25 protein-coding genes and 2 pseudogenes are annotated in these 24,103 nt (G+C 71.9%); 6 read left to right on the forward strand and 21 right to left on the reverse strand.

The features are described from left to right. Window positions 1-33 precede the first annotated feature (33 nt). A complete protein-coding gene (locus tag BLW82_RS16495; protein WP_093499525.1) occupies window positions 34-555 on the reverse strand; it encodes a CGNR zinc finger domain-containing protein in 522 nt (173 codons plus the stop codon). A gap of 254 nt (window positions 556-809) precedes the next feature. Continuing rightward, complete coding sequence (locus BLW82_RS16500) at window positions 810-2,273, reverse strand: MocR-like pyridoxine biosynthesis transcription factor PdxR (protein WP_093499526.1); 1,464 nt, start codon at window positions 2,271-2,273, stop codon at window positions 810-812. 47 nt (window positions 2,274-2,320) lie between these two features. Here BLW82_RS16500 and BLW82_RS16505 point away from each other — a divergent pair, with 47 nt between their 5' ends. Continuing rightward, window positions 2,321-2,818 (forward strand): carboxymuconolactone decarboxylase family protein, encoded by a 498-nt coding sequence (locus BLW82_RS16505; protein ID WP_093499527.1) that lies wholly within the window; start codon window positions 2,321-2,323, stop codon window positions 2,816-2,818. Between the two features lie 47 nt (window positions 2,819-2,865). Continuing rightward, window positions 2,866-3,190, forward strand: a pseudogene (locus tag BLW82_RS45470) (isocitrate lyase/phosphoenolpyruvate mutase family protein); the annotation flags it as partial. A 60-nt stretch (window positions 3,191-3,250) separates the two neighbouring features. On the opposite strand, the gene BLW82_RS46060 reads toward BLW82_RS45470, so the two are convergent. From BLW82_RS46060 to BLW82_RS16525, 3 genes are all read right to left on the reverse strand, one after another. After that, window positions 3,251-3,907 carry a chaplin gene (locus BLW82_RS46060; protein WP_305729046.1) on the reverse strand — a complete coding sequence of 219 codons (657 nt, stop codon included), beginning with the start codon at window positions 3,905-3,907 and terminating at the stop codon, window positions 3,251-3,253. A gap of 141 nt (window positions 3,908-4,048) precedes the next feature. Continuing rightward, window positions 4,049-4,327 (reverse strand): hypothetical protein, encoded by a 279-nt coding sequence (locus BLW82_RS16520; protein WP_093499529.1) that lies wholly within the window; start codon window positions 4,325-4,327, stop codon window positions 4,049-4,051. A 74-nt stretch (window positions 4,328-4,401) separates the two neighbouring features. Continuing rightward, the gene (locus BLW82_RS16525; RefSeq protein ID WP_093499530.1) at window positions 4,402-5,172 is read right to left on the reverse strand and encodes a hypothetical protein; all 771 of its coding nucleotides are present in this window, start codon (window positions 5,170-5,172) and stop codon (window positions 4,402-4,404) included. Between the two features lie 466 nt (window positions 5,173-5,638). Between BLW82_RS16525 and BLW82_RS16530 the strand changes: the two genes are divergently transcribed. The 3 genes from BLW82_RS16530 (at window position 5,639) to BLW82_RS16540 (ending at window position 7,034) form a co-directional block, all read left to right on the forward strand. Then, window positions 5,639-6,112: a hypothetical protein gene (locus tag BLW82_RS16530; RefSeq protein WP_093499531.1), complete on the forward strand. Its 474-nt coding sequence runs from the start codon at window positions 5,639-5,641 to the stop codon at window positions 6,110-6,112. Between the two features lie 146 nt (window positions 6,113-6,258). Beyond that, entirely contained in the window at window positions 6,259-6,543 is a 285-nt protein-coding gene (locus BLW82_RS16535; RefSeq protein ID WP_093499532.1) for a hypothetical protein, read from the forward strand. A 200-nt stretch (window positions 6,544-6,743) separates the two neighbouring features. Beyond that, on the forward strand, window positions 6,744-7,034 hold the full coding sequence (locus BLW82_RS16540) for a hypothetical protein (protein WP_093499533.1): 291 nt from the start codon (window positions 6,744-6,746) through the stop codon (window positions 7,032-7,034). 69 nt (window positions 7,035-7,103) lie between these two features. Here BLW82_RS16540 and BLW82_RS16545 read toward each other — a convergent pair whose 3' ends face one another. From BLW82_RS16545 to BLW82_RS16605, 14 genes and pseudogenes are all read right to left on the reverse strand, one after another. Continuing rightward, window positions 7,104-7,448 (reverse strand): hypothetical protein, encoded by a 345-nt coding sequence (locus BLW82_RS16545; RefSeq protein WP_256215832.1) that lies wholly within the window; start codon window positions 7,446-7,448, stop codon window positions 7,104-7,106. A 164-nt stretch (window positions 7,449-7,612) separates the two neighbouring features. Beyond that, window positions 7,613-7,909, reverse strand: a complete 297-nt coding sequence (locus tag BLW82_RS16550) for a hypothetical protein (RefSeq protein WP_143063671.1) — start codon at window positions 7,907-7,909, stop codon at window positions 7,613-7,615. A gap of 131 nt (window positions 7,910-8,040) precedes the next feature. Continuing rightward, a complete protein-coding gene (locus tag BLW82_RS16555; RefSeq protein ID WP_093499535.1) occupies window positions 8,041-8,433 on the reverse strand; it encodes a hypothetical protein in 393 nt (130 codons plus the stop codon). Between the two features lie 36 nt (window positions 8,434-8,469). Next, window positions 8,470-8,715: a hypothetical protein gene (locus tag BLW82_RS16560; protein WP_093499536.1), complete on the reverse strand. Its 246-nt coding sequence runs from the start codon at window positions 8,713-8,715 to the stop codon at window positions 8,470-8,472. Between the two features lie 164 nt (window positions 8,716-8,879). Next, window positions 8,880-10,292, reverse strand: coding sequence for a condensation domain-containing protein (locus BLW82_RS16565; RefSeq protein ID WP_093499537.1), 1,413 nt, complete (start codon window positions 10,290-10,292; stop codon window positions 8,880-8,882). A gap of 125 nt (window positions 10,293-10,417) precedes the next feature. Continuing rightward, on the reverse strand, window positions 10,418-11,284 hold the full coding sequence (locus BLW82_RS16570; protein ID WP_093499538.1) for a tyrosinase family protein: 867 nt from the start codon (window positions 11,282-11,284) through the stop codon (window positions 10,418-10,420). A 105-nt stretch (window positions 11,285-11,389) separates the two neighbouring features. Next, window positions 11,390-12,340 (reverse strand): ABC transporter substrate-binding protein, encoded by a 951-nt coding sequence (locus BLW82_RS16575; RefSeq protein WP_093499539.1) that lies wholly within the window; start codon window positions 12,338-12,340, stop codon window positions 11,390-11,392. 2 nt (window positions 12,341-12,342) lie between these two features. Next, window positions 12,343-14,274, reverse strand: a complete 1,932-nt coding sequence (locus BLW82_RS16580; RefSeq protein ID WP_093499540.1) for an ABC transporter permease — start codon at window positions 14,272-14,274, stop codon at window positions 12,343-12,345. A 788-nt stretch (window positions 14,275-15,062) separates the two neighbouring features. Continuing rightward, window positions 15,063-16,106: pseudogene (locus BLW82_RS16585) on the reverse strand (glycine betaine/L-proline ABC transporter ATP-binding protein); the annotation flags it as partial. Further along, window positions 16,106-17,635 carry a GMC family oxidoreductase gene (locus tag BLW82_RS16590; protein WP_093499541.1) on the reverse strand — a complete coding sequence of 510 codons (1,530 nt, stop codon included), beginning with the start codon at window positions 17,633-17,635 and terminating at the stop codon, window positions 16,106-16,108. The pseudogene BLW82_RS16585 and the gene BLW82_RS16590, both read right to left, overlap by 1 nt. A 45-nt stretch (window positions 17,636-17,680) precedes the next feature. Next, window positions 17,681-19,192, reverse strand: coding sequence for an aldehyde dehydrogenase family protein (locus tag BLW82_RS16595; RefSeq protein WP_093499542.1), 1,512 nt, complete (start codon window positions 19,190-19,192; stop codon window positions 17,681-17,683). Between the two features lie 195 nt (window positions 19,193-19,387). Then, complete coding sequence (locus BLW82_RS16600) at window positions 19,388-20,086, reverse strand: DUF2637 domain-containing protein (protein ID WP_093499543.1); 699 nt, start codon at window positions 20,084-20,086, stop codon at window positions 19,388-19,390. A 21-nt stretch (window positions 20,087-20,107) separates the two neighbouring features. Continuing rightward, window positions 20,108-20,287 (reverse strand): hypothetical protein, encoded by a 180-nt coding sequence (locus tag BLW82_RS43900; protein ID WP_143063672.1) that lies wholly within the window; start codon window positions 20,285-20,287, stop codon window positions 20,108-20,110. A 190-nt stretch (window positions 20,288-20,477) separates the two neighbouring features. Next, a complete protein-coding gene (locus BLW82_RS16605; protein WP_177232972.1) occupies window positions 20,478-20,780 on the reverse strand; it encodes a type 2 periplasmic-binding domain-containing protein in 303 nt (100 codons plus the stop codon). Between the two features lie 111 nt (window positions 20,781-20,891). Here BLW82_RS16605 and BLW82_RS16610 point away from each other — a divergent pair, with 111 nt between their 5' ends. Next, entirely contained in the window at window positions 20,892-21,578 is a 687-nt protein-coding gene (locus BLW82_RS16610) for a siderophore-interacting protein (RefSeq protein WP_093499544.1), read from the forward strand. A 71-nt stretch (window positions 21,579-21,649) separates the two neighbouring features. Here the strand turns inward: BLW82_RS16610 and BLW82_RS16615 are convergent, their stop codons facing one another. Further along, complete coding sequence (locus tag BLW82_RS16615) at window positions 21,650-22,639, reverse strand: malate dehydrogenase (RefSeq protein ID WP_093499545.1); 990 nt, start codon at window positions 22,637-22,639, stop codon at window positions 21,650-21,652. A gap of 408 nt (window positions 22,640-23,047) precedes the next feature. After that, window positions 23,048-24,088 carry a helix-turn-helix domain-containing protein gene (locus BLW82_RS16620; RefSeq protein WP_093499546.1) on the reverse strand — a complete coding sequence of 347 codons (1,041 nt, stop codon included), beginning with the start codon at window positions 24,086-24,088 and terminating at the stop codon, window positions 23,048-23,050. Window positions 24,089-24,103: the final 15 nt, after the last annotated feature.

Genomic DNA, 24,103 nt, shown 5'->3' on the forward strand with positions numbered 1-24,103 from the left:
CGTCCCCGGTCCTCCGCCCGCGGGCGGCCGCCGTCAGTCCGGCACGGCGTCGCGGGTGCGCTGGTAGTGGCGTCGCGCCTTCATCCGGTTGCCGCACACCGCCATCGAACACCAGCGGGCCCCGTTGGTCCTGCTGCGGTCGATGAGGAACAGCCGGCACTCCGGGTTGGCGCACGGCCGCAGCCGGCCCGGGAGCGACTGCTGCACGCCGCTCCACGCCATGACCGCCTCCGCGGCCATCCGCCGTTCCTCGGGGGCGTCCAGCTGCCACGACACGCCCGCCGGCGAGAGCTGGGGGCGGGAGGTGACGCCGTCCAGGAGCGGGGCCAGCGAGGTGGCGGGCAGATTGCCGCGCACCACCGCCTGGAGGACGTCACGAGCCGCCACTAGGTCGCGGAGCTCGGCCGCGGTCCCGCTGCCGCCGTGCGCCCGCTGCCAGGACCGTGCCGCCCCCGGGTCCGCCAGCAGGTCCTGGGCGACCCCGTTGACGACCGGCGTGCTGTTGAGGAGCTCCAGCAGCAGCGTCTCCTGCTGTTCCCGGTCGGCCACCGCCATCCCTCCTAACCGAATCGACGCACCAGACAGGTTACACGGGCGACCGGAACGCCCGGCCGGAGGCGGCCGCCACCAGCGTCCTCTGGTGGGAGCACGACACCCCAGGCGGCTCGGGCGGATCGCCCCAAAGGCACCAACGCCGACGGAGCCCCTTCAGGGGCGCGAGGAACTGCGCGACCGGCCCCCACCCGCCCGCGGCCGCAATGTCGTTATGCCGGGCCGGGCACCACGTTCCCGTCCGGGTCCGGGGGAATTCAGGCGGCGCCGGTCACAGCCGGGTCGGACAGCACCGTGCACAGGGTGTCCAGCGCGCCCGACCAGGCGTGGTCGGGCGGGGTGCCGTAGCCGAGGACGAGGGCGTCGGGGGGTGCGACGGCCGCGTCCGGGTGGCGGTGGCGCGGGGTGAGGCTCTCGACGGCGAGGCCACGGTCCGCGGCGGCCCGGATCACCCGGTCCCGGGTGCCGGGCGGCAGCCGCAGCACGGCGTGCAGGCCCGCCGCGATGCCGGTGACCCGGATCGCCGGGGCGTGCTCGGCGAGGGCCCTGACCAGGGCGTCGCGGCGCCGCCGGTAGCGGGAGCGGGCGGCGCGCACGTGCCGGTCGTAGGCGCCGGAGGTGATGAACTCGGCCAGGGTCAGCTGCTCCGGCGCGCTGCAGGTGTCCACGCCGCCCTTGACCGCCGTCACCGTCCCGGCCACCGCCGGGGGCAGCACCATCCAGGCCAGCCGCAGCCCGGGCGCCAGGGACTTGCTGGCGGTGCCCAGGTAGACCACCTCGTCGGGGGCGAGGCCCTGGAGGGCGCCGACGGGCCGGCGGTCGTAGCGGAACTCGCCGTCGTAGTCGTCCTCCAGGACCAGACCGCCGGTGCGCCGCGCCCAGTCCACGACGGCCGCCCGCCGGTCGTGGTGCAGCGGCACGCCCATCGGGAACTGGTGCGAGGGGGTCAGCAGAACCGCGGCCGGGCCCCTGGCCAGCTCCGTGGTGTCCGTGCCGAGTTCGTCGAAGGGCAGCGGGACCTGACGGAGACCGGCCGCCGTGAGCAGCTGCCAGTGCTCGTCGAGGCCGTACGACTCCACGGCGACCGTGTCCGCCCCGCGGGCCCGCAGCATGCCGCCGAGCAGGCTCAGGCCGTGCGAGAACCCGGCGCAGATCACGATCCGCTCGGGGTCGGCGCGCACGCCCCGGGCTCGGGCGAGGTAGGCGGCGAGCGCGGTGCGCAGTTCGGGGCGGCCGCGGGGGTCGCCGTAGCCGAAGGCCTCGTTGGGCGCGGCGGTGAGGGCGCGGCGGGCGGCCTTCAGCCACTCGGCGCGCGGGAAGGCGGAGACGTCGGGAAAGCCGGCGCGCAGGTCGTAGGCGGGCCGGTGGGCGGCCGTTCCCGTGGGGGGTTGCGCCTCCCGGGCCGGCGCCACGCCCGTCGAGACCCGGGTGCCGGAGCCCTGCCGGGCGGTGAGCCAGCCCTCGGCGACCAGGTCGGCATAGGCGTCGGCGACGGTGTTGCGGGCGATGGCCAGGTCGGCGGCGAGGGTGCGGGAGGAGGGCAGCCGGGTGCCGGGGAGCAACCGGCCGCTGCGCACGGCCTCGCGCAGCGCGTCGGTCAGGCCCCGGCGCAGGCCCGGACCGGCGGCCGGCTCCAGGTGGAGGTCGATGCCCAGGGCGGCCCGCGTGGGCCGGGCGGGCGAGACGGGCCGGGGTGGTGAAGTGGCCCATGGGTTCTCCATGGAAATGGACCATACCCCTGGGCTGCCTGGCACGTAGCGTCGTCACCATGAGCGATCAGGAAAACGCCGAGTACGCCCCCGAGCACACCCCTCGCCTCGCCTGGGCCCAGCACGCGCCCGAGGTCTACAAGGCGATGGTCCGTCTGGACGGGGCGGCCCGTAAGGGTCTGGACGCCAAGCTGTTCGAGCTGGTGAAGATCCGCGCCTCGCAGCTCAACCACTGCGCGTACTGCCTCGACATGCACACCAAGGACGCGCTCGCGGCGGGCGAGAGCATCGCGCGCATCGTCCAGCTCAGCGCGTGGGAGGAGTCGAAGCACTTCTACACCGAGCAGGAGCTCGCCGCGCTCGAGCTGACCGAGGCCGTCACGGTGCTCACCGACGGTTTCGTGCCCGACGAGGTCTACGAGCGGGCCGCCAAGCACTTCGACGAGGTGCAGCTGACGCAGCTGATCGCCTCGATCATCGTGATCAACTCCTGGAACCGGTTCGCCGTGACGACCCGCATGGTCCCCGGGCACTACACGCCGGGACAGCACGGGTGAGCAAGGCCGGTAGCCGGCTTCCCGGCGGCGGAGATGTTCGCGGCGGGGGCGTCCCCAAGGACCCGCACGAGCACACCGCGTGACCGGCCGAGGCCCGTCTCGCCGCCGGAGACCGGCTGTTCCGCAACGCCCGTGCCGACACCATCGCCCGCGGCACCGGTGATCCGGACCAGGCCGTCGAGCGGGCCGCGCGGTACGTGGTGGCGGCGGGCGCCGACCGCGTCCACCCGATCGACGCCCCCACCGCCGTACTCCCTCTGCCGCGCGCCGGCGTCGAGGGCCCGTTGAACATGCACGCGCGTGGACGGCGGCGGCCCCTCGCCCGCCGGACTCGGCGAACTCGGGGCCACCCGTGTCACGTTCGGACCTGGCCCACGCGGCGGCGGCCGCTTCATCAGCACAGCCACACGCCCCTGCGGGGCACGGTTCCGGTCAGACGTACGACGAGCTGCCCGTCCCCGGGCGGAAGCGCCGGTAGAGCACCGCGCCGGCCGCCAGGGAGGCCAGGCTCACGGCGGCCGGCGCCCAGGGGCTGGCCGCGCCGGTGTGGGCGAGGGTGTCGGTCGTCCGCTGCTGCACGACGGTGGTCCGCCTCGGGTGCGTCTTGGCCGGGGCCGGGTGCTGCGGCTCGTGGTGCACCCGCGGCGTCGACGGGGTGGAGGGCGCAGGCGCGTCGGGCTCGTCCGAGCCGTTGCTCGACTCGTTGCCGAAGACGGGGTTGAGGAGGCCCACCAGGTTCGCGCTGTTGCCGCTGACGTTCACGGGCACGTGGACCGGGATCTGGACGAGGTCGCCGGAGAGAACTCCCGGCGAGTCGTGGGCGGTTCCGTCGGCCTTGGCGTGACCCGACGTGCCGGAGCCCGCCTTGCCCGGTGCCTTGGGCCCCTCGTTGGAGCACTTGTTGCCCATCGCGGGGTTGAGCAGCCCGACCACGTCCACGGTGTTCCCGCACACGTTCACCGGGATGTCCACCGGCAACTGGATGGCGTTGCCGGACGCCACTCCGGGCGAGTTGCTCGCGGTGCCCTCCGCGGCGGAGTCGGCGTGCGCCGTCCCCGCTACCGCCATCGCGCCAGAGGCGACGGCCATGGCGATCACACTGTTCCGGGTAACCCGTTTCATGGGGTACCTGCCCTTCCAGACGCGTCGCGGGCAGTCACCCGGACTCGGCGAAATGTTGGGGGGATCATTGAAGAGAGATGAAGAGAGACAGAGAGACGGACTACCAGGTCAGAGCGCCTGGTTGTTGCAGCCCATGTCCGAGCCGAGGTGGCTCTGCTGCGCGCCCGGGTTCCCCTCGCCGTTCAGCAGGTTGCCTGCCAGGCCGGTGAGGGCGCTGATGTTGCCGAGCACCTCGATGTTCATGTCGTGGGAACGGCACTCGGTGCCCTGGGTGACGTCGATGTCGTGGCCGGGCTCGCCGTGTGCGGAGGCGGTGCCGCCGCCGAACGAGCAGACGCTGCCGAGGACGGCGGCGCCCACGAGGACCGCCTTGTGGAACGTGCGCATGGGTTCTCCGTTGGTCGAGCGGACGGGGATCCGCTACGGGTCGTTGAAAAGTGGCGGAAGGTGGCGGGAGGGCGTCAGCCCAGGCGCGGAAGCCCCAGCTGGCCGACGGGGGGCGCCGCGACCTGGCCGAGTCCGACCGGTGCGAGCCCGGGCACGCCCGGCGCTCCGAGCACGGGGTTGATGAGCGGGTTCACCTGCGGGTTCACCTGGGGGTTCACCTGCGGGGTGACGCGCGTCGGGCCCTCCGGGGCGTAGCCCTGGGGAACGGCCAACTGCGGGGCGACCTGCGGCATGACCTGGGGCATGACCTGCGGTACGACCTGCGGCGGGGCGGCCTGCGGCTGGGGCTGGACGTACTGCGGCGCCGGCGCGTACTGCTGCTGCGGGTAGGCGGGGGCGGCCTGCGGCTGGGCGTACTGCTGGGGCGGCGGGGCCTGCTGGTACTGCGGCGCCGGGGCGTACTGCTGCTGCGGGTACGCGGGGGCGGCGGTGGCCTGGGCCGAGCCCTGCGACGAGGCCGAGGCGGCGGCGTAACCGGTCTGCTGCTGCGGGTACTGCTGGGGCGGCGGCGCCTGCTGCTGGTACTGCGGCGGCGGCGCGGCCTGCTGCTGCGGGTAGGCGGGGACGGTGGCCTGGGCCGAGCCCTGGGTCTGGCCGGCTGCGTAGGGGGCCTGCGGCGGAGCGGGTGCCGGGGGCGGGGCCTGGGGATACGGCTGGTCCGGAGCCGGCGCCGGAACCGGACCGCCGTATCCGACGGGAGCGTCGGCATAGCTGACGCCGGCGCCGATGGCGGACAGTCCGCCGGCCGCCGCCAGAACGAGCGCGGCCTTGTGAAGCTTGCGCATGAAACCCTCGGCCCTTCGATACCTGGAGATGAGAAAGTTCATTGCGTTCGGTGCGGTCGCGCGTGCGGACGGTGCGGTAATGACACTGCACTTTCAGCAGCGGTGCTCCCGAACAGCACGCGAACTTCGCATCGGAGCCGGCGGTGATTCGCCTCGTTCTCTTCAGGTCCTCGACCGCTGCCCTCTCCCCACCGGAACGAGGAATGGCGGGCCGTGGTCACGGCAATTCGGGATCGTGTCACCCAATTGCCGTCACCGGTACGGGCGTTGCCGCTCATATGCCTTTCGGCAAACGGGTGACGCGGCACCGCGCCCGTATCCGGGTCCGCATGCCTCTCGTTGCCCACGGGGTGAGGGCGAAGGGGCATCTCAGCCGCCCGGTGCGGCGACAAAGCGATAACCGCGCTGCCTCATCAGTCATTTCATCAGGTTCCGTGCACAGATCACATGAAGAGCCGAGGATTCCATGCGCAAGTTTCGGCAAGTCGCGCTCATCGTCGCAGCAGCCGGCGGTCTGACCGCTGTCGGCGCCGGCCCCAGCTCCGCCGCCCCCGTCTCCTACGGGACGGGTCCGACTCCCCTGTCGCAGCCGGACGCCCAGGCCGCCGCGGCCACCTCCGCCCAGGCGACCGCGCAGACGTACGGCACGCCGGCCCCGCAACAGGCCCCGCAGCGCGGCACCGAGGTCGCCCCGCAGCTCAACCCCCAGCTGAACCCGCAGATCAGCCCCCAGATCTCGCCGCAGGCCCCGCAACAGGTGCAGGGCGGACCGGTGGAGCAGAACAACCTGTTCCGTCCGTACCAGGAGTGCAGCCCGCAGTCCCTGCTCGACGCGAACGTCCCGGTCGCCCTGCTCGCCGCCTCCCAGACGCGGGGCGTCGACTGCACCCAGGCCAACAGCCAGTCGAACGCCCTCGCCAACGCCCAGTACCAGGGCTGACGGCCGTTCGACTCTTCGGGTGTTTCTGTCGCGTATCGCGGAGAACAGCGCGTCGTTGCCAGATTTGCCGTATTAGGTACTAATCTCCCGTAATTGTAAAAAGTCGATCTTCCGCAGATCGCAACCCCCCACTCCACGGAGATGACATGCGCAAGCTTCGCAACGCCGCCGTCCTGGTCGCCGCCCTCAGCAGCATCGGCCTGGTCAGCGGCACGGCTTACGCCGGCGGCGGCGAGGGCCACGGGCACGGCGACAAGTTCAACATCACCCAGAGCTCGCACTGCAAGTCGCACGACCTGAACCTCGACGTCCTCGGCGAGGTCGGTCTGCTCAACGGCCTGCTGGGCAGCGCCCTGAACGGTGAGGGCAACCCGGGCGCCCAGGCCACCAACCTCGGTTCGACGATGGGCTGCAACAACAGCGCCTTCTGAGGCCCGCAACAGCAGCAGTGAATGGTCCCGGCGCCCGGCGCCGGGACCATTCGTGTGTGTCGACGGGTCGGCAAAGCAGCGAAATACAGGGGCATTCGGCGCGTCGCGCGTTTGTCTCGGGTATTTCGTATCAGCCTTTATGACACAGATCGCGATTTCTCGCAGATCGCATCCACCACACCTCGTTCATCGGAGATGACATGCACAAGCTCCGCACCGCCGCCGTTCTCGTCACCGCATTCGGGAGCTTCGGGCTCCTCGGCGCCGGCGCCGCTCACGCCGACCAGGGCTGGGGCAAGAAGGGCGACGAATTCAACATCCAGCAGAGCAGCAGCTGTAAGTCGCACGACCTGAACCTCGACATCCTCGGCGAGGTCGGCATTCTCAACGGCCTGGGCGGCAACCTGCTGAACGGCGAGGGCAACTCGGGTGCGCAGCAGTCGTCCCTGGGTTCGAGCATGGGCTGCAGCAACAGCGCGTTCGGCAAGTAGGACGCAGAAAACAGTCCCCGGTTTCCCGGCCATCGGCCGGGAAACCGGGGACTGTCGTTTCCGGGGCCCTCAGAACTCGACGTGCGGCCGCTTGAAGCCCTTGGGCAACTCGGCCTTGTTGGAGCAGTCCACGACCTCCCCGACGCCGTGGAAGCCCTCACCCGTCAGCCGGTCGTCCGGGAACACCACGCGTGGACGGTCCGAGGTCGAGCAGTCCTGCGCCTGCTTGACGACATGCGTGCCGTTCTTGTCGATACGCGTCTCGCTCTTGTGAACGCAGACGGTGCCGCCCTGGGCGGTGGTCCTGCAGTCGCCCGGGGACGGGTCCGCGTACGCGTGCCCGGCGCCGACACAGAGCGCGGCGAGACTTCCGACGAGCCCCGAGACGGTGGCGATCTTCCGTGCAGTGAACATGAGTTGTCTTTCTCTGCGAAGGGCGACGCAAAGCAGCCCGGACGCATACCTCGACGGAGTCGGGGTGCGTCCGGGCTGCTTTCGCCATGGTTGTCACTCAGTACACCGGCAAGCGGACCGGAGCGGTGCCGGCGCGGGATACCGAGTTCGTGCGGGATGCGTTTTTACTCGCCACCCTGGTTCTGGTCGTAACCGCCCTGCTCGGGGCCGGAGTTCCCCTGCTCCTGCGGCTGCGCCTCGGGCTGCGCCTCGGGCTGAGCCTCGGGCTGACCCTGCGGCTGGGCCTGCGGAGTGGCGTAGTAACCACCACCGACGGCCAGGGCGTTGGCCGTCGAGTTGGCTACGGCGGTGATCTGCGGAGGCGCGTCCTCGCCACCGGCGGCGGAGCTGACCCCGGCACCGAGGAAGGAGAGCCCCGCAACCGTCGCCGCTACGAGTGCGACGCGCTGAAACTTACGCATGATTGACCCTTTCTGGTCCAGGCGGTAGCGCCCGGCTCGACTACTTAATGTGAGCATATACACACACTCCGTAGCTAACCGAGGATCCACACCCGCCGAGTTGCGCTTCAGCCCCGTCTGTCGTACAAGCGCTACCGGCCGCCGACCGGAAGGATCCGGCCCATGACACCGAACGGGTCGGCCGGCGACTCCGGCTCGTCGCCCTTCTCCACGGGTGCCACCCCGACGGTCCCGGGGGAACAGGTCACCTCGGGCCCGAGCCGCTCCGTGCCCTGCCCCAGGACCGCGGGCAACTGCACGGGCTGCACCGGCTTGCAGGTCTCCTGGTGCGGAATGGACCCGCCCTCGGGAACCTCGCCCTTGATCCGCTGGGTACAGGTGAGGTTGCCCATGAGGTCGTCGGTGCACTTGCCCGGACCCGCCGCGGCGTACGCCGGAGCGAGACCGGCGCAGGCCACGGCGAGGCCGCCGAGGAGCCCCGAGACAGCCGCGATCTTCTTCCCGCTGATCTTCCCGCTGAACATGTGATGCGCTTCCTGTCGTGAGGACACCCGCCGAACTCAGCCGCCGAAGGCCTGGTTGTACTGGCCGCAGGTGGTGTCGAGGGTGTCGGCGAGGCCGAGCACACCGATCGGGACGTCGTTCTCGGACACCGTCTGCGGGCTGCACTCCTGGTAGGGGCGGTAGTGGTTGGACACCTGCGGCCCACTGTCGTAGGACTCGGCCACGGCGGGGGCGGCGGCGACGGCGGACAGACCGCCGGCCGCCGCCACTGCTGCGATCACGACCTGCTGAAGCTTGCGCATGGAACCCTCGGTCCTTTGCTCGTACAGCTGCTCATACAGCGATGTGGTTGCCTAGCGTGATGGCAAGAACACTAGCAGTAGCGGGACAAGAGGTTCCACAACGGACATCCATCCCCAGAGTGACATAGCAACACATAATCACCTTATGGACGGGGGGAGTTGGGTCAGGAGAGCGCCAGCTCCGCGGGCCGCGGGCGATCGGTCGCGGGCACGGAGAGGATCAGGTCCCGCAGCCGCTCGACGTACCGCCGCACGTTCTTGTAGGCGATGTCGGTGTCCGGGTAGCGGCAGGCGAACCACAGTCCCTCGTGCAGCCGGTTGACCCAGGCGCACACCTGGTCCCCGTACGAGACCCGGAGCAGCCCGTACGCCTTCTGCTCGGCCCAGTCGGCCGCGCCGGGGATGAGCCGGGCGTCCACGTACGAGATGATCGAGTACATGTCGGGCGAGGTCGGCCTGAAGTCCGCGCCGAGCAGCCGCAGTACGCGGGCGAGCGGGATGCGGGCCAGGGACCGGTTGGCCCGCAGTTCGGCGCGGACCGTGTCGAGCGCGCTCTCCAGGTCCCGGGCCGCGGGCACCTCGATGGGTGCGCCGCCGACGTACCAGCCCACCGAGTCCGACCACGCGGACTTCAGCCGGGTGTGGAAGGGCACGACGGTGCGGTACACCGGCTGGCCGCCGAGTTCGTGGACGATCAGGCTGGTGGCGGCCAGGATGCCCACCAGACTGCCGCCGTAGGGACGGCAGTACGCCTCGAACGCGGCGGCGGCGTCCGCGTCGACGAGCGGCTCGCACACCAGCTTCTGGGCGGGCAGCACCCCGCCGGGCTCGACACCGAGGTCGACGGGGAACTCCGGGAGCCGGCCGCCGCACCGGGCGATGAACTCCCGCCAGCGCGCGACGATCGCGTGGGCGTCGTCGATGCCGTCCGCGTTCGCCCGCTCCTGCTCGCAGAAGTCGACGTAACTCCCCACGGACGGGCCGGTCACGGGGCTTCCCGCGACGGCGGCCGCGTACAGCCCGTTGATCTCCTCCGGGAGCCGGTGGATCGAGTAGGCGTCGACGTTGGTGTGGTCGAAGGCCATGTACACGCTGGTGGAGTCCTCGCGTACGACGGCGGTGTAGATGAGGTTCGGCCAGCCGAGCGCGTCCGCCGCGGCGTCGAACCGATCCTGCAGGTACCGGGTGAGCGCCCCCGCGTCGGTGAACTCGCCGACCACCTCGCGGTGCAGGGACACGTCGGTCTCGGCGAGCGTGAACCGCTGCATGTCGTCACCGGCCCACCGGAAGCCGCTGCGCAGCGTCTCGTGCCGCAGTGTCCAGCCGCGCAACGCCCCTTCCAGCGCGTCGAGATCGACTTCGCCCGGCAGGTCGAACGCCGCGCCGAGCCAGGTCGGTACGAACAGCCCGTCCTCGCGCACCGACCGGGCCGTTCTGATGTGCGACTCCTGGATGTACGCCGGCGGCCGCGGATCCGGCGGCAGCGCCGCCGCGGCCGCGATCGTCACCGGGCTGAACCTCCACTCGACGAGCCGTCCGGGCCGGATCTCACAGCGCTGGATGTCAGAAATTCGCACGGTGGCTCTCCTTCGCAGAAGACACCAGCTTCATCATCAACGGCAAGCCGTACGCGCGCGATGATCGCTGTGTCGTCGTGAGTTCAGCGGGACGTGTGACATCTCGAACGGACAAGCGCACTACCTCACTCGTATCTGTAGATCCCACGCACGTCCTCCAGTTCGGCCGGAGTGACGTTCCAGGGCGGCAGTTGCTGGTGCCGGGCCACGACCCGGCCGTGCTGGGGATCACCCGCGCCCGGGGGCCCGGCGGGAAGGTAGGTGTGGCCGGGATGCCGTTGCTGCCAGCGGGTCCACAGCAGGTCGACGAAGGAGTGATGCAGCCAGAAGACCGGGTCGTTGACGGACGCGGCGCTGACCATCACCCCGCCGACCCAGTGGTGGACCCGGTTGTGGTTCTGCCAGGAGACGCTCCCCCGGCCGCTCCCCCAGCCCTCCAGTTTGTTGCGGAACCCGCGGGTGACGGCCGAGTTCCAGGGCCAGCTGTCGTAGACCGGGTCGGCCAGCGCGAACTCGACGTCGCGCGCGGTCGGCAGCTGGATCGGGGCACGGGCATGGCCGAGGTCCCGGGTGAGGTACGGCACGTCGGTCACGTTCTCGGTGATCTTCCAGTGGCCCGCCCGGTAGGCGAACGGGCCCGTCATCACCTGCCGGTCCGGGCGCCGCCCGTTGCCGCCGAGCAGATCGTCGGCCCACGGCAGGGAGCCCGGCGCCCGGTCCCGGGTCCAGTCCCAGTACGGCACCGTCACCGACGCGTCCACCCGGCGCAGCGCCCACTCCAGTTCGAGCAGCAGCTTGCGGTGCCAGGGCAGGAAGGAGGGCGCCATGTGGGCGGTGCGCAACCGGTGTTCCCGGTCGGCGGAGTTGTGCGTGATGTGGATCCGCACGAACTCGTCGTACTCACCCCGGCGTTTGACCTCCAGCAGCGCGTCCACGAACCGGCGTCGCTCGGCTCGGGTCAGCCTGTTGACGTTCTTGCGCGTGTAGACCACGTACGCCTCCCTCGGGCATCGGCCGGAGGGGTAACCGCCGGACATACCTTCGGGTCACCGGCCTACGGCCGGACCGGTGACGCGGCGGCACGCCCGGCGGCCGGCTCAGGACAGCCAGCGCTTCCACACCTCGGGGTGGCCGTCCACCCACTTCTTCGCGGCCTCCTCGGGGCTCAGCTTCTGGTCGGCGATCATGAGGGAGACCTGGTCCTGGTCCTCGGTCGTCCACGTGAACTTCTTCAGGAAGGCCGCCGCCCTGCCGCCGCTGCGCGCGAAGCCGGTGTTGAGGTACTTCTGCAGCGGGGTGTGCGGATACGCGCAGGCGACCTTGGCCGCGTCGGCGTCGCAGCCCTCCTTGTACGCCGGCAACCGCACCTCGGTCATCGGCACCTTCTTGAACAGCCACTGGGGCGCGTACCAGTAGGTGAGGAAGGGCTTCTTCTCCTTGGCGAACTGCTTGATCTGGGTGATCTGGGCGGCCTCGGACCCGGCGAAGACGACCTGGTAGTCCAGCTTCAGGTTGCTCACCAGCGCCTTGTCGTTGGTGACGTACGACGGTGAGCCGTCCAGGAGCTGTCCCTTGCCGCCGCTCTCCGCGGTGCGGAAGAGCGAGGCGTACTTGTTCAGGTTCTTCCAGTCCGTGATGTCCGGGTGCTGCTTGACGAGGTAGGTCGGCACGAACCAGCCGATGTGCCCGGTGACCCCGAGCCCCCCGCCCCGGCTGATGGTCCTCTTGTCGTCGACGTACCTCTTCTCCTGGTCCGGGTGCCCCCAGTCCTCCAGGATCGCGTCCACGCGGCCCTGGCTGAGCGCGTCCCAGGCCGGGACCTCGTCGACCTGCACGGTGTCGACGCGGTAGCCGAGCTTGTGCTCGAGGAGGTACTGGGCGACGGCCACATTCGACTGCGCGCCGACCCAGGACTGCACGGACAGGGTCACGGTCTTCGCGCCCTGCGCGCCCGCGAACGGCGAGGCCTGCTTGGTCATGTCGGCGGCACCGCACCCGGTGGCGAGCACGAGGACGGAGGCGGCGGCGACGAGTGTCGTACGGCGCATGGTCACGCCCCCTTTCCCGTACGGCGTTCCGTGGGCTGGGTGACCCGGTCGAGCATCAGCCCCAGGCAGACGATGGCCGCACCGGCGACCAGTCCGGTGGCCAGGTCGCCCTGGGCGAGGCCGAAGGCGACGTCGTACCCGAGGGCGCCGCCGCCCACCAGGCCGCCGATGATGACGACGGCGAGGACGAGTACCACGCCCTGGTTGACGGCGAGCAGCAACGCCGGGCGCGCGAGCGGCAGTTGGACCTGCAGCAGCTGCTGGCGCCCGGTCGCGCCGAGCGACCGCGCGGACTCCAGGGCGGCCGGGTCCACCTGCCGCAGCCCCTGCGCGGTGATCCGTACGACGGCCGGCAGCGCGTAGACGACGGCGGCGGCGACGGCGGGCGCGCGGCCGACGCCGAACAGCGCGACGACCGGGATGAGGTACACGAACTGCGGCATGGTCTGGAAGACGTCCAGGACGGGCCGCAGGGCCCGCTCCACCCGGTCGCTGCGGGCGGCGGCGATGCCGGTCGCGAAGCCGAGGACGAGCGTCACGGCGACGGCCGCGAGGACCTGGGAGAGGGTGTCCAGCGACGGCTCCCAGACCCCCAGCACGCCGATCGCGGCCATCGCGAGGACGGCGGTCAGCGCGGTGCGCCAGGTGCCGATCAGCCAGGCCAGCGCGGCGACCACGAACAGCACCGCCCACCAGGGCAGCCACTGCAGCCCCGAGCGCACGGGGTCGAGGATCCAGGTGGTGAAGTGCCCCGCCCAGTCGGCGGTGCCGCCCACGACCGGTACGCCCGAGTACAGGTGGGCGGTCATCCAGTCGACGGCACGGTTCACCGGTTCCGCGAAGTTCAGGGTCCACGCCGTGGGCCAGTCGAGACGGCCGAGGAGGCGGGCGGCGAGCGCGACGGCGACGGTGGCGCCGAGGCCGTACAGGAGGCCGACGGTGGGCTTCCGGGTGTCGCCGCGCTCGCCCGCCGCCGCGGTGATGCGGTCCAGTACGACCGCGAGCAGCACGATCGGCACACCGGCGGCGAGGGCCGCGCCGACGTCGACCGACGCGAGGGCCTGGTAGACGCGGTCGCCGAGACCGCCGGCGCCGATGACGGACGCGATGACCGCCATCGACAGGGCCATCATGATCGTCTGGTTGAGGCCGAGCAGGAGTTCCTTGCGGGCCAGCGGGATGCGGGCGGTCAGCAGCCGCTGCGCGCGGGTGGCGCCGAGCGAGTCGACGGCCTCCAGGACCTCGGGGTCGGCGCGGCGCAGGCCGAGGGCGGTGAGCCGGGCCATGGGCGGGGCGGCGTAGACGACGGTGGCGAGGACGGCCGCGGGGACGCCGATGCCGAAGACCAGGACGACGGGGAGGAGGTAGGCGAAGGCGGGCAGCACCTGCATGGTGTCGAGGACCGGGCGCAGGGCGCGGTGCAGCCGGTCGGAGAGCCCGGCACCGAGGCCGAGCACGAGGCCCACGGCGACGGAGGCGAGCACGGCGACGACCATCAGCGCGAGGGTCTGCATCGTCGGCACCCACATGCCGAGGGCGCCGCAGGCGAGGAACGCGGCGGCCGTACCGGCGGCGAGCCGCGTCCCCGCGAGGCGGTGCGCGACGGCGGCGGCGACCACGGTGACGCCGGGCCAGCCCGCGGCGAGGAGGGTCAGGTAGACGGCGCGGACGGTCAGGACGACGGCGTCGCTGATGTAGCCGAAGAAGTAGAGGAAGAGGGGATGGGTGTCCCGGTTGTCGATGACCCAGTTGCTGGCGGAGGTGAGGGGAGCGGACAGATCGACGGTGAGGTGGCTGGGCCAGGAGGCGGACGCCCAGCGGGCGTTGGCGAGGGGGACGAGGATCGCGGCGGCTACGGCCAGGACGAGGAGCTTGCGTACGGCGGGACGGACCGTGCGCATCGCTCGCGGAGCGGGGACAGTGATCGTCGCCATCAGACGCCCTCCGGGTTGGTGCCGGGGGCAGGGGGTGTCACGTGCCCGCGCTGACGGGGTGCCGCCGCGCCCACCCGTGCCGCCCCAGCGGCACGACTGCCCGCGGCTGAGTCGGCTTCGCCGACACCCGCGGCAGGGGCGGTGACGGCGTCCGGCCCACCTTCCAACGGTGTCTCCGCGTCCCCACCCAGGGACGCGCGGACTTGCGCGACCGGGGGCCCCTCCAGCCGGGGCTCCGCGTCCCCACCCAGGGGCGCGGGGAACTGCGCGACCGGCCCACGACCGCTTGCGGCCGGAGGGACGGCCGGGGCGGGGGCGCCTTCCGGCCGGGGCTCCGCGTCCCCACCCAGGGGCGCGGGGAACTGCGCGACCGGCCCACCACCACCCGCGGCCGAAGAACCGCCCGAAGCGGGGGCGCCTTCCGGCCGGGGTTCCGCATCCCCACCCAGGGGCGCGGGGAACTGCGCGACCGGCCCACCACCACCCACGGCCGAAGAACTCCCCGAAGCCGGGGCACCATCCGGTCGCGGCTCCGCGTCCCCACCCAGGGGCGCGGGGAACTGCGCGACCGGCCCACCACCACCCACGGCCGAAGAACTCCCCGAAGCCGGGGCACCATCCAGCCGAGACTCCGCATCCCCACCCAGGGACGCGCGGAACTGCGCGACCGGCCCACCACCACCCGCGGCCGAAGAACCGCCCGAAGCGGGGGCGCCTTCCGGCCGGGGCTCCGCATCCCCACCCAGGGGCGCGGGGAACTGCGCGAGCGGCCCACGACCGCTCGCGGCCGGCGGGACGGCCGGGGCGGTTTTCGCCACGACGCCGAGCAGCGTGTCGGCGTCGAGCATGCCGACGCAGCGGTCCCCGTCCACGACGCGTGCCGGGACGCCGGCCTCCGCGACCGCCTCGATCGCCTCGGCGACGGTCGCCTCCGGGCTGATCGCGGGGCCGTCGGCGGCTCCGGTCCCGTCCGGTGAACGCATCGCGGAGCGGACCGTCATCACCTGCTCGCGCGGCACGTCGCGGACGAACTCGCGGACGTAGTCGTCGGCCGGGGAGCCGACGATCTCCTCCGGGGTGCCCAGCTGGACCACCCCGCCGTCCCGCATCAGGGCGATGCGGTCGCCGAGTTTGAGCGCCTCGGACAGGTCGTGGGTGATGAAGACCATCGTGCGGCCCTCCTCGCGGTGCAGGCGGACCACTTCCTCCTGCATGTCCCGCCGGATAAGCGGATCGAGCGCGCTGAACGGCTCGTCGAACAGGAGGACCTCGGGGTCCACGGCCAACGCCCGTGCGAGGCCGACCCGTTGGCGCTGGCCGCCGGACAGCTGGCCGGGGCGGCGCTGCTCCATGCCCTCCAGGCCGACCTTGACGACGACCTCGGCGGCCCGCTCTCGCCGCTCGGACCGGCCGACGCCCTGGATCTCCAGGCCGTACGCGACGTTGTCGAGGACGGACCGGTGCGGGAGGAGCCCGAAGTGCTGGAAGACCATCGCGGCCCGGTGCCGGCGCAGTTCCCGCAGCCGGCCCTTGTCCATCGCACGGACGTCCTCGCCGTCGATGGCGATGGCACCGGCCGTCGGCTCGATGAGCCGGGTCAGGCAGCGGACCAGGGTGGACTTGCCGGACCCCGACAGGCCCATCACCACGAAGACCTCGCCCTTGCGCACGTCGAAGGAGACGTCGCGGACGGCGGCCGTGCAGCCGGTGCGGGTGCGGAGTTCGGCCGGGGACAGGGTGGTCAGTTCTGGGTCGGCCGGGACGCGGTCGGCCTTGGGGCCGAACACCTTCCACAGGCCCTCGACGGAGAAGACAGGGGTCGTACCGGTCATCACGCACCGCCCTTCAGGAGGTCCACGGCCCTCTCGCCGACCATCAGCACCCCGATCATCGGGTTCACGGCCGGCATGGCCGGGAAGACGGAGGCGTCGGCGATGCGGATGCCGTCCAGGCCGCGGACGCGCAACTCGGGATCGACGACGGCCAGTTGATCATCGACCGCACCCATCCTGCAGGTGCCGGCCGGGTGGTAGACGGTGTGCGCGACCTTGCGGGCGTACTCGCTCAGTTCCGCGTCGCCGAGGACCTCAGGGCCGGGGCACACCTCGCGCTTCAGCCAGCCCGCCAGCGGCTCGGTCCTCGCGATCTCGCGGGCGATGCGGATGCCGTCGACGAGGGTGCGGCCGTCGTAGTCGTCCTCGTCGGTGAAGTACCTGAAGTCGAGCGCGGGCTTCACGGACGGGTCGGCGCTGGTGAGGTGGAGGCGGCCGCGGCTGCGGGGTTTGGGGATGTTCGGGGTCATCGAGACGCCGTGCGCGGGGCGTTCGTAGCCCAGGCGCTCGGGGTTGTCCGTGAACGGGATTTGGTAGAAGTGGAACATCAGGTCCGGGCCCGGCTGTTCGGGGTCGCGGCGGACGAACAGGCCCGCGTCGGAGTCCATCGCGGAGTTCTCCGGGATCGGGCCGTTCGTCTCCCAGACGATCACCGACTCGGGGTGGTCGAGGAGGTTCTCGCCGACGCCCGGGAGGTCGTGCGCGACCGGGATGCCGAGGGCCTCGAGGTCCGAGGCCGGGCCTATGCCCGAGTGGAGGAGGAGGCGCGGGGAGTCGACGGCGCCGGCGCACAGGACGACCTCGTTGCGTGCCCGCACGAGGAGTTCCTCGCCGTCCTTGGTGCGGACGTGGACGCCTTCGGCCCGGGTGCCGTCCAGTTCCAGGCGGTACGCCCAGGTCTCCAGGAGGAGGTGCAGGTTGGGGCGCTCGTCCAGTACCGGGTGGAGGTAGGCCACCGACGCGCTGGAGCGCTTGTTGGTCTCGGGGTGGTACGCGAGGTCGAAGAAGCCGACGCCCTCGGTGAACGGCCGCCGGTTGAACCCCTCCACGCGCGGGACGCCCAGCGCCTCCTGGGCGGCGTCGACGAAGTCGCGGGCGATGGCGTTCCGGTCCTTCTCGTCGACCGGGACGATGTTGTTGAGGAGGCGGGCGTAGTAGGCCTCCATCGGCACCGCGCCCCAACCCTTGGCTCCCGCCTCTTCCCACTCGTCCCAGTCGGAGGGCAGCGGCTTGAAGGAGATGAGGGTGTTGTGGCTGGAGCAGCCGCCCAGCACCCGGGCGCGGCTGTGCCGGATGTGGGAGTTGCCGCGCGGCTGTTCGGTGGTCGGGTAGTCGTAGTCCAGCTCGCCGCCGAGCAGGCCCATCCAGCGGCGCAGGGTGAGGACGTCGTCGCGGCCGACGTCGCTCGGGCCGCCCTCGATGACGGCGACGGTGACGTCCGGGTTCTCGGTGAGGCGGGAGGCTATGACGGAACCGGCGGTTCCGCCGCCGATGACGACGTAGTCGTAGACGTGGGGGGTGTGGGACATGGGGGGAGCTCCAAGAGGCTTCTTCGGTACGGCGGTCGGAAGAACTCAGCCGGCGAACCAGCGCACCGGCTTCGGCGCGAGGTTCTGGTAGACGTGCTTGGTCTCGCGGTACTCGGCGAGCCCGGCGGGGCCCAGTTCGCGGCCGGTGCCGCTCTTTCCGAAGCCGCCCCACTCCGCCTGCGGCAGGTAGGGGTGGAAGTCGTTGATCCAGACGGTGCCGTGCCGCAGCCGCCCCGCGACCCGGCGGGCCTTCCCGGCGTCCGTACTCCACACGGCGCCCGCGAGGCCGTACTCGGTGTCGTTGGCGAGGGCGACCGCCTCGTCCTCGGTGCGGAAGGTCTCGACGGTGAGGACCGGGCCGAAGACCTCTTCGCGCACGACCCGCATCCCGCGGTGGCACTGGTCGAGGACAGTGGGTTCGTAGAAGTAGCCGCCGGCCGGGCGGTCGGCGGACGGTTCGGGGCGCTTGCCGCCCGCGCGCAGCACGGCGCCCTCCGCCAGCGCCGACGCGACGTACGCCTCGACCTTGGCGCGTTGCTGCGCGGAGACGAGCGGGCCGCACTCGACGCCGTCCGCGGTGCCCCGGCCGAGCCGGATCCGGGCGGCGCGGCGGGCGAGTTCGGCGACGAACCGCTCCCTGACCGGCTCCTCGACGATCAGCCGGGCGCCGGCCGAGCAGACCTGGCCGCTGTGGATGAACGCGGCGTTGAGGGCCTGGTCGACGGCGGTGTCGAAACCCTCCTGCGTGGCGCAGGCGTCGGCGAAGACGACGTTGGGGTTCTTGCCGCCCAGTTCGAGGGCGATCTTCTTGACGGTGGGCGCCGCCGCCTGGGCGACCTTGGTGCCGCTGACCAGGCCGCCGGTGAAGGAGACCAGGTCGACGCCGGGGTGCTCGGCGAGGCGGGCGCCGACGGTGTGGCCGGGGCCGGTGACGAGGTTGGCGACACCGGCGGGCAGTCCGGCCTCGGCGAGCAGTCCGATCAGGGCGACCGTCGTCAGCGGGGTGAGCTCGCTGGGCTTGACCACGAAGGTGTTGCCGGCCGCGAGCGCCGGGGCGATCTTCCAGCTCGCCTGGAGGAGCGGGTAGTTCCAGGGCGTGATCAGCGCGCACACGCCGACCGGTTCGGACACGACGACGCTGTGGATGTCGGCCGAGCCCGCGTCGACCACCCGGCCCGCGCCCTCCGCGGCGACCAGGTCGGCGAAGTAGCGGAAGGCGTCGGCGACGCAGTCGATGTCGACGCGGCCCTCCTCGACCGTCTTGCCCGCGTCCCGGCTCTCCAGGAGCCCGAGCTGTTCGCGGTCGCGCACGAGGAGGTCGGCGACCCGGCGGAGCAGGGCGGCGCGCTCGGCGACGGGGGTCCGGGGCCAGTCACCGGTGTCGAAGGCGTGCCGGGCGGCGGCCACCGCGGCCTCGGCGTCCTTCTCGTCACCCTCGGCGACCACGGCGAAGGGCAGGCCGTCCGCGGGGTCGATGATCTCGCGCGTCGCGCCGGAGACCGCTGCCAGCCAGTCGCCTCCGGCATGGATGGTCGCTCGTGCCGTGCTGTCCGCCATGATCGGTATTGCCTTCCGTTCCTGTTCGGTGCCCCTGGGTGACAACCGGGTCACACTCGGGGACCGTCGGCACCTGCCCTCGGTCTCGGATTGCATGCGCAATCGTCGACCGAAAGTGCGCGGCGTCACTGAACAGTCGGACATGCATGAACAAACCCCCCGGGAGAGCGAAGGCTCCCGGGGGGCGGTTCGGGTTCAGGACGTGGTGCTCGCCGATGCGGTGGGCGTGGCGTGCCGGGGCCCGCTCTTGGTCGAGATCTGGCCGACCAGCTCCCAGAAGCAGACCAGGGCGGTGACGGGCGGAATCCCGAAGATGACTAAGGACAGCAGGGCGTGGGACGAGTGGCTGACACACAGGGCCACGGCCACCACGGAGGCGGCCAGCACGACGCACCAGGAGCGGCGCGCGCTCCGGCGCTGCGCGGTGGCCCGCAGGACGGACAGGGCCGCCACGAACCACGGGCCGTAGACCGTCAGCGGCCAGTACTGCGCCAGCCCGCCGGGGAGCACCGAGGAGGCGATGCCGCGCAGCTGGGCGTAGGAGTAGCAGAGGGACCAGGCCAGCATGGACACCGCGCACAGCGAGACCGTCGCGATCAGGAGCGTGATGTGCGTGACGCTCCGGCCGCCGTCGAGCAGGTGGGAGTCGTGGCGGACCCGGTGGCGGACCCGCCGGCGGCTGCCCCGGCGCTGGGCCGGCACGTCCAGCAGGGTGGGGGCCGTGGTCACAGTCGGTGCGGACAGTATCTGCGCCAGCTCCTCGACCGGGTCCCAGTCGTTCGCCGCGACGTCCGGCTCCGGGACACCCCAGGCGTGGTCGTAGAGACCGGGGTGGTCGTAGAAGCCGGGGTGGTCGTACAGACCCGGCCCCGAGTCGTGCTGAATCCCGTCCATCGATTACCTCCGCACCCTGCCTCAGAAGGCCCCGTACAGATCCGCCATGGTCCGCCGATATTCATTTTCCATCGTGTTGATTCTCTTCAGGAAATCATCGAGCAGGTCCGAGCATGAGGTGATATCCATACCACCGGGCCAGCGGAGCACGGTTGTCGGATGATCTTCGGCTGCGCACCAGTCCAATCGCGTCACGGTCACCTAACGACCGTCGCGCCGGGCGGGATTTGGAGCGTTCGGGGGAATTCAGTCACCCGGAAGAGAAGTTGTATAATTCACACCGCCCGTACATTCGAAGAAATTTTGAATGCGCGGGCGATTACGTTCCGTGAGTATCGAATTCAAATGAACGGCTGTGATCCGGCGCCGACAACGGCGCCGGAGGCCCCGGTCATCGGCTCCCGTACGCGGTTCCGCAGCCAGGCGTGCGCCGGGTCGCGTCGTGGCGGAAGTGCCAGGCCGGGCCGATCAGGCCGGACTCGCGCAGCACGAGGAGGGAGGCCGGGAAGGTGCCGCCGGAACCCACCACCCGGCGCTCCAGAGCGAGTTCGGCCGGCGCGGCGTCGACCGGGCCGTGCAGCTTGCCGCGCCGCGAGACGTTCAGGTGACCGGCCGCGGTCGCGTACCGCTCGGGGGTCGGCTCGCCGGCCGGCAGCGGGTGCCCGGACGGGCGGCGCTCGTGGTGGCCGGCCACGGCGGCCGCATCCCGACACGTACTATCGCGTCCGATCCGGAACGCGTACTATCGCGTTCGACCGGCGCCTGAGCAACTCCCTCCGCACCCCGGCCCGTTGAGGAGCCCCCGATGCCCGCCCTCCTGGACCCCGTCCTCGACCTGCTGACCCTGCGCGGCACCGTCACCGAGGCCGAACAGCTCACCGCCCGGATGCGCCGGCTGCGCGTCGACGGCGACCAGCTCGCCGGCCTCGACGTCCGGCCCGGCCAGCAGGTCCGGGTCCTGGTGGCCGGCCTGACCCTGCGGACGTACTCGATCTGGCACTACGACCCTTCCGGCGTGGTCGAGTTGTGCGTCCTCGACCACCCCGAGGGCGGGCCGGGCGCCCGGTGGGGCCGGACCGCGCAGAAGGGCGAGCAGGTGCGGCTGCGCGGGCCCGAGGGCACCTTCACGCTGCGTCCCGACGCCGCCCACCATGTCTTCGTCGGCGACGAGACGGCGGCGGTCGCCTTCGGCGCGATGCTCGCGGCACTGCCCGAGGAGGTCCGGATCTCCGGCTGCGTCGAGACGGAGACGGCCGCCGACCGGCTGCCCCTCACCCACGCGGAGCGCCTCGACTGGGTGCTCAGGACCGAGACCTCGCTGCCGGAGGCGGTACGGCGGCTCGCTCCCGAACCCGGCGGGGTGGCGTACGTCGCCGGGGAGGCACGTGCCGTGCAGGCGGTGCGGAAGGTACTGGTCCAGGAGGCCGGGTGGGACCGGCGCGCGGTCCTGACCAAGCCGTTCTGGACGCCGGGGAAGCGCGGGATGGAGTAACCGCCCCACGGGACACGGACGGGCCCCGCTCCGGAGGAATCCGGCGCGGGGCCCGTCGGGGTGCGGGAGGCTCAGATCAGGCCGAGGGCGCGGACCGCCTCGCGCTCCTCCGCCAGCTCCTGCACCGAGGCGTCGATGCGGGCGCGGGAGAAGTCACTGATCTCCAGGCCCTGGACGATCTCGTACGTGCCGTCCTTGGTGGTGACCGGGAAGGAGGAGATCAGGCCCTCCGGGACGCCGTAGGAGCCGTCCGACGGGATGCCCATGGAGGTCCAGTCGCCGTCGGCGGTGCCGTTGACCCAGGTGTGGACGTGGTCGATCGCGGCGTTGGCCGCGGAGGCGGCGGAGGACGCGCCGCGGGCCTCGATGATCGCCGCACCGCGCTTGGCGACGGTCGGGATGAACTCCTCGGCCAGCCACTTCTCGTCGTTCACGACCTCGGCCGCGTTCTTGCCGGCGACCGTGGCGTGGAAGATGTCGGGGTACTGCGTGGCGGAGTGGTTGCCCCAGATGGTCAGGCGCTTGATGTCGGCGACCGTGGAGCCCGTCTTCTTCGCGAGCTGGGTCAGCGCGCGGTTGTGGTCGAGGCGGGTCATCGCGGTGAAGCGCTCGGCCGGCACGTCCGGGGCGGCGGCCTGGGCGATCAGCGCGTTGGTGTTGGCCGGGTTGCCGACGACCAGGACCTTGATGTCGTCCGCGGCGTGGTCGTTGATGGCCTTGCCCTGCGGCTTGAAGATGCCGCCGTTGGCCTCCAGGAGGTCACCGCGCTCCATGCCCTTGGTGCGGGGGCGGGCGCCGACCAGGAGGGCGACGTTGGCGCCGTCGAAGGCGACGTTCGGGTCGTCGGAGATGTCGATGCCCTGGAGCAGCGGGAAGGCGCAGTCGTCGAGCTCCATGGCGGTGCCCTCGGCGGCCTTGAGCGCGGGGGTGATCTCCAGGAGGCGGAGCCGGACCGGCACGTCCGCGCCGAGCAGCTGGCCGGAGGCGATGCGGAAGAGCAGGGCGTAACCGATCTGGCCGGCCGCGCCGGTGACGGTGACGTTCACGGGAGTGCGGGTCATGGCGTTCTCCGTATGACAGCTGGCGGTGGGCGTCCTTGCCCTGGGTGCCCTGGGGTGCGGACGTACAAATGATCGATCTCTTGGTATCAAGAGATCCACCGGTCAGGCTATCGCGCATCGAGGATGCCGGAGGGCGAGGGGTCCGTGTGGCTCACCCCACAAAAGAGGCGGCCGCCTGTCCGGGAGAGGTGAGACAGTGCGGCCGCCGCCGGGGGTACCGGATTCCGGACTCCCGTGGGGGGATACCTCTCGCGTGCCCGGGATGGAAGCCGGCATTCCTGTGTGCCGCCGATTTCTTCGCGGGCGCGCGGACGCGCTGTCGCGAGGCACTGGGGGCTGCAGCCCCCAGACCCCCGCTGCCGGCCTTCGGCCTCGTCCTCGAACGCCGGAGGGGCTGTCGTGGGCGCGCTACGTCGTGCACCCCCGCTGCCCCGACGCCAGCGTGGCGCAGGCCTTCGCCGCCGCCGCGTCGCGCACCGCCACCATCGGCGTGTACGCGATCGTGTCGCCGGTGGCCGTGATGTCGCCGCGTTCCGTGGTGGTACCGGCCGTGACCCGGACCGAGTCGCCCTGGGCGGCCCCCGTGATCCGGCCCCAGGCGGCGCCGCAGGTCCGGCTGTAGCGGACCTCCAGCGTGGTCGCGCCGACGGTGACGGTCTTCGCGGTGGTCACGAGGTCGCCGCTGCACCCCATGGCCTCCGCGTCCTTCCCAGTGCAGCCGGTACCCGCGCACTTCACCCCGGCCGGGAGGCCGCTGCCGGTGGGGGTGGACGGGGTGGCCGAGGCACCGTGGCCCTGGTTCTTCCGCCCGCCGCCGTCGCCCCCGGTGAGGAAGAGGACCGCGGCGACCACCACGACCACACCGACGACCCCGGCGAGGAACATCGTCAGCCGCCGCCTGCCGCCGCCGGGCGGGGCCGCAGGCGTCGCCGGGCCGCGGGAACCCCCCGCGCCCTCCCGGCGGTTCGCGTCGGGCGCCGTCGGCTGGGGCGGGATGGTGGGCGAGACGCCCGCCGGTCCGGCGATCCCCGGTATCGCCAGCGCGCTGGCCGACCGGCGGGGCGCCTTGCCGCCCCCGGCATCGGAGGAGGAGGTGGCGGGCGGCGCCCCGAACTCCCCCAGCGCGGCCCGCGCCTGGGAGATCCGGATCGCCTCCATGGTCATGTCGTGCCGCATCTCCGAACGGCTCCAGGCCCGTTCGGCCAGCTCCCACATGGTCGTGAGGTGGACGGGATCGGTCCCGGTGACCTCGGCGAGCGCGACGACCGCGCCCTTCGGTGCCAGCAGACGGCCGCTGAGATAGCGCTCCCAGGACGTCCTGGCGTAGCCGGTGCGATCGGACAGCGCCGCGACGCTCATGCCGCTGCGGTCCACGAGCCGCCGCAGCTGGGTCGCGAACTCCTTTACCTGCGGATCGAGTTCGTCCGGCAGGGCCTTCCAACGAGGCATTGCTTCCCCCCTCTT

It is taken from the genome of Streptomyces sp. Ag109_O5-10, assembly GCF_900105755.1.
GTDB lineage: Bacteria > Actinomycetota > Actinomycetes > Streptomycetales > Streptomycetaceae > Streptomyces.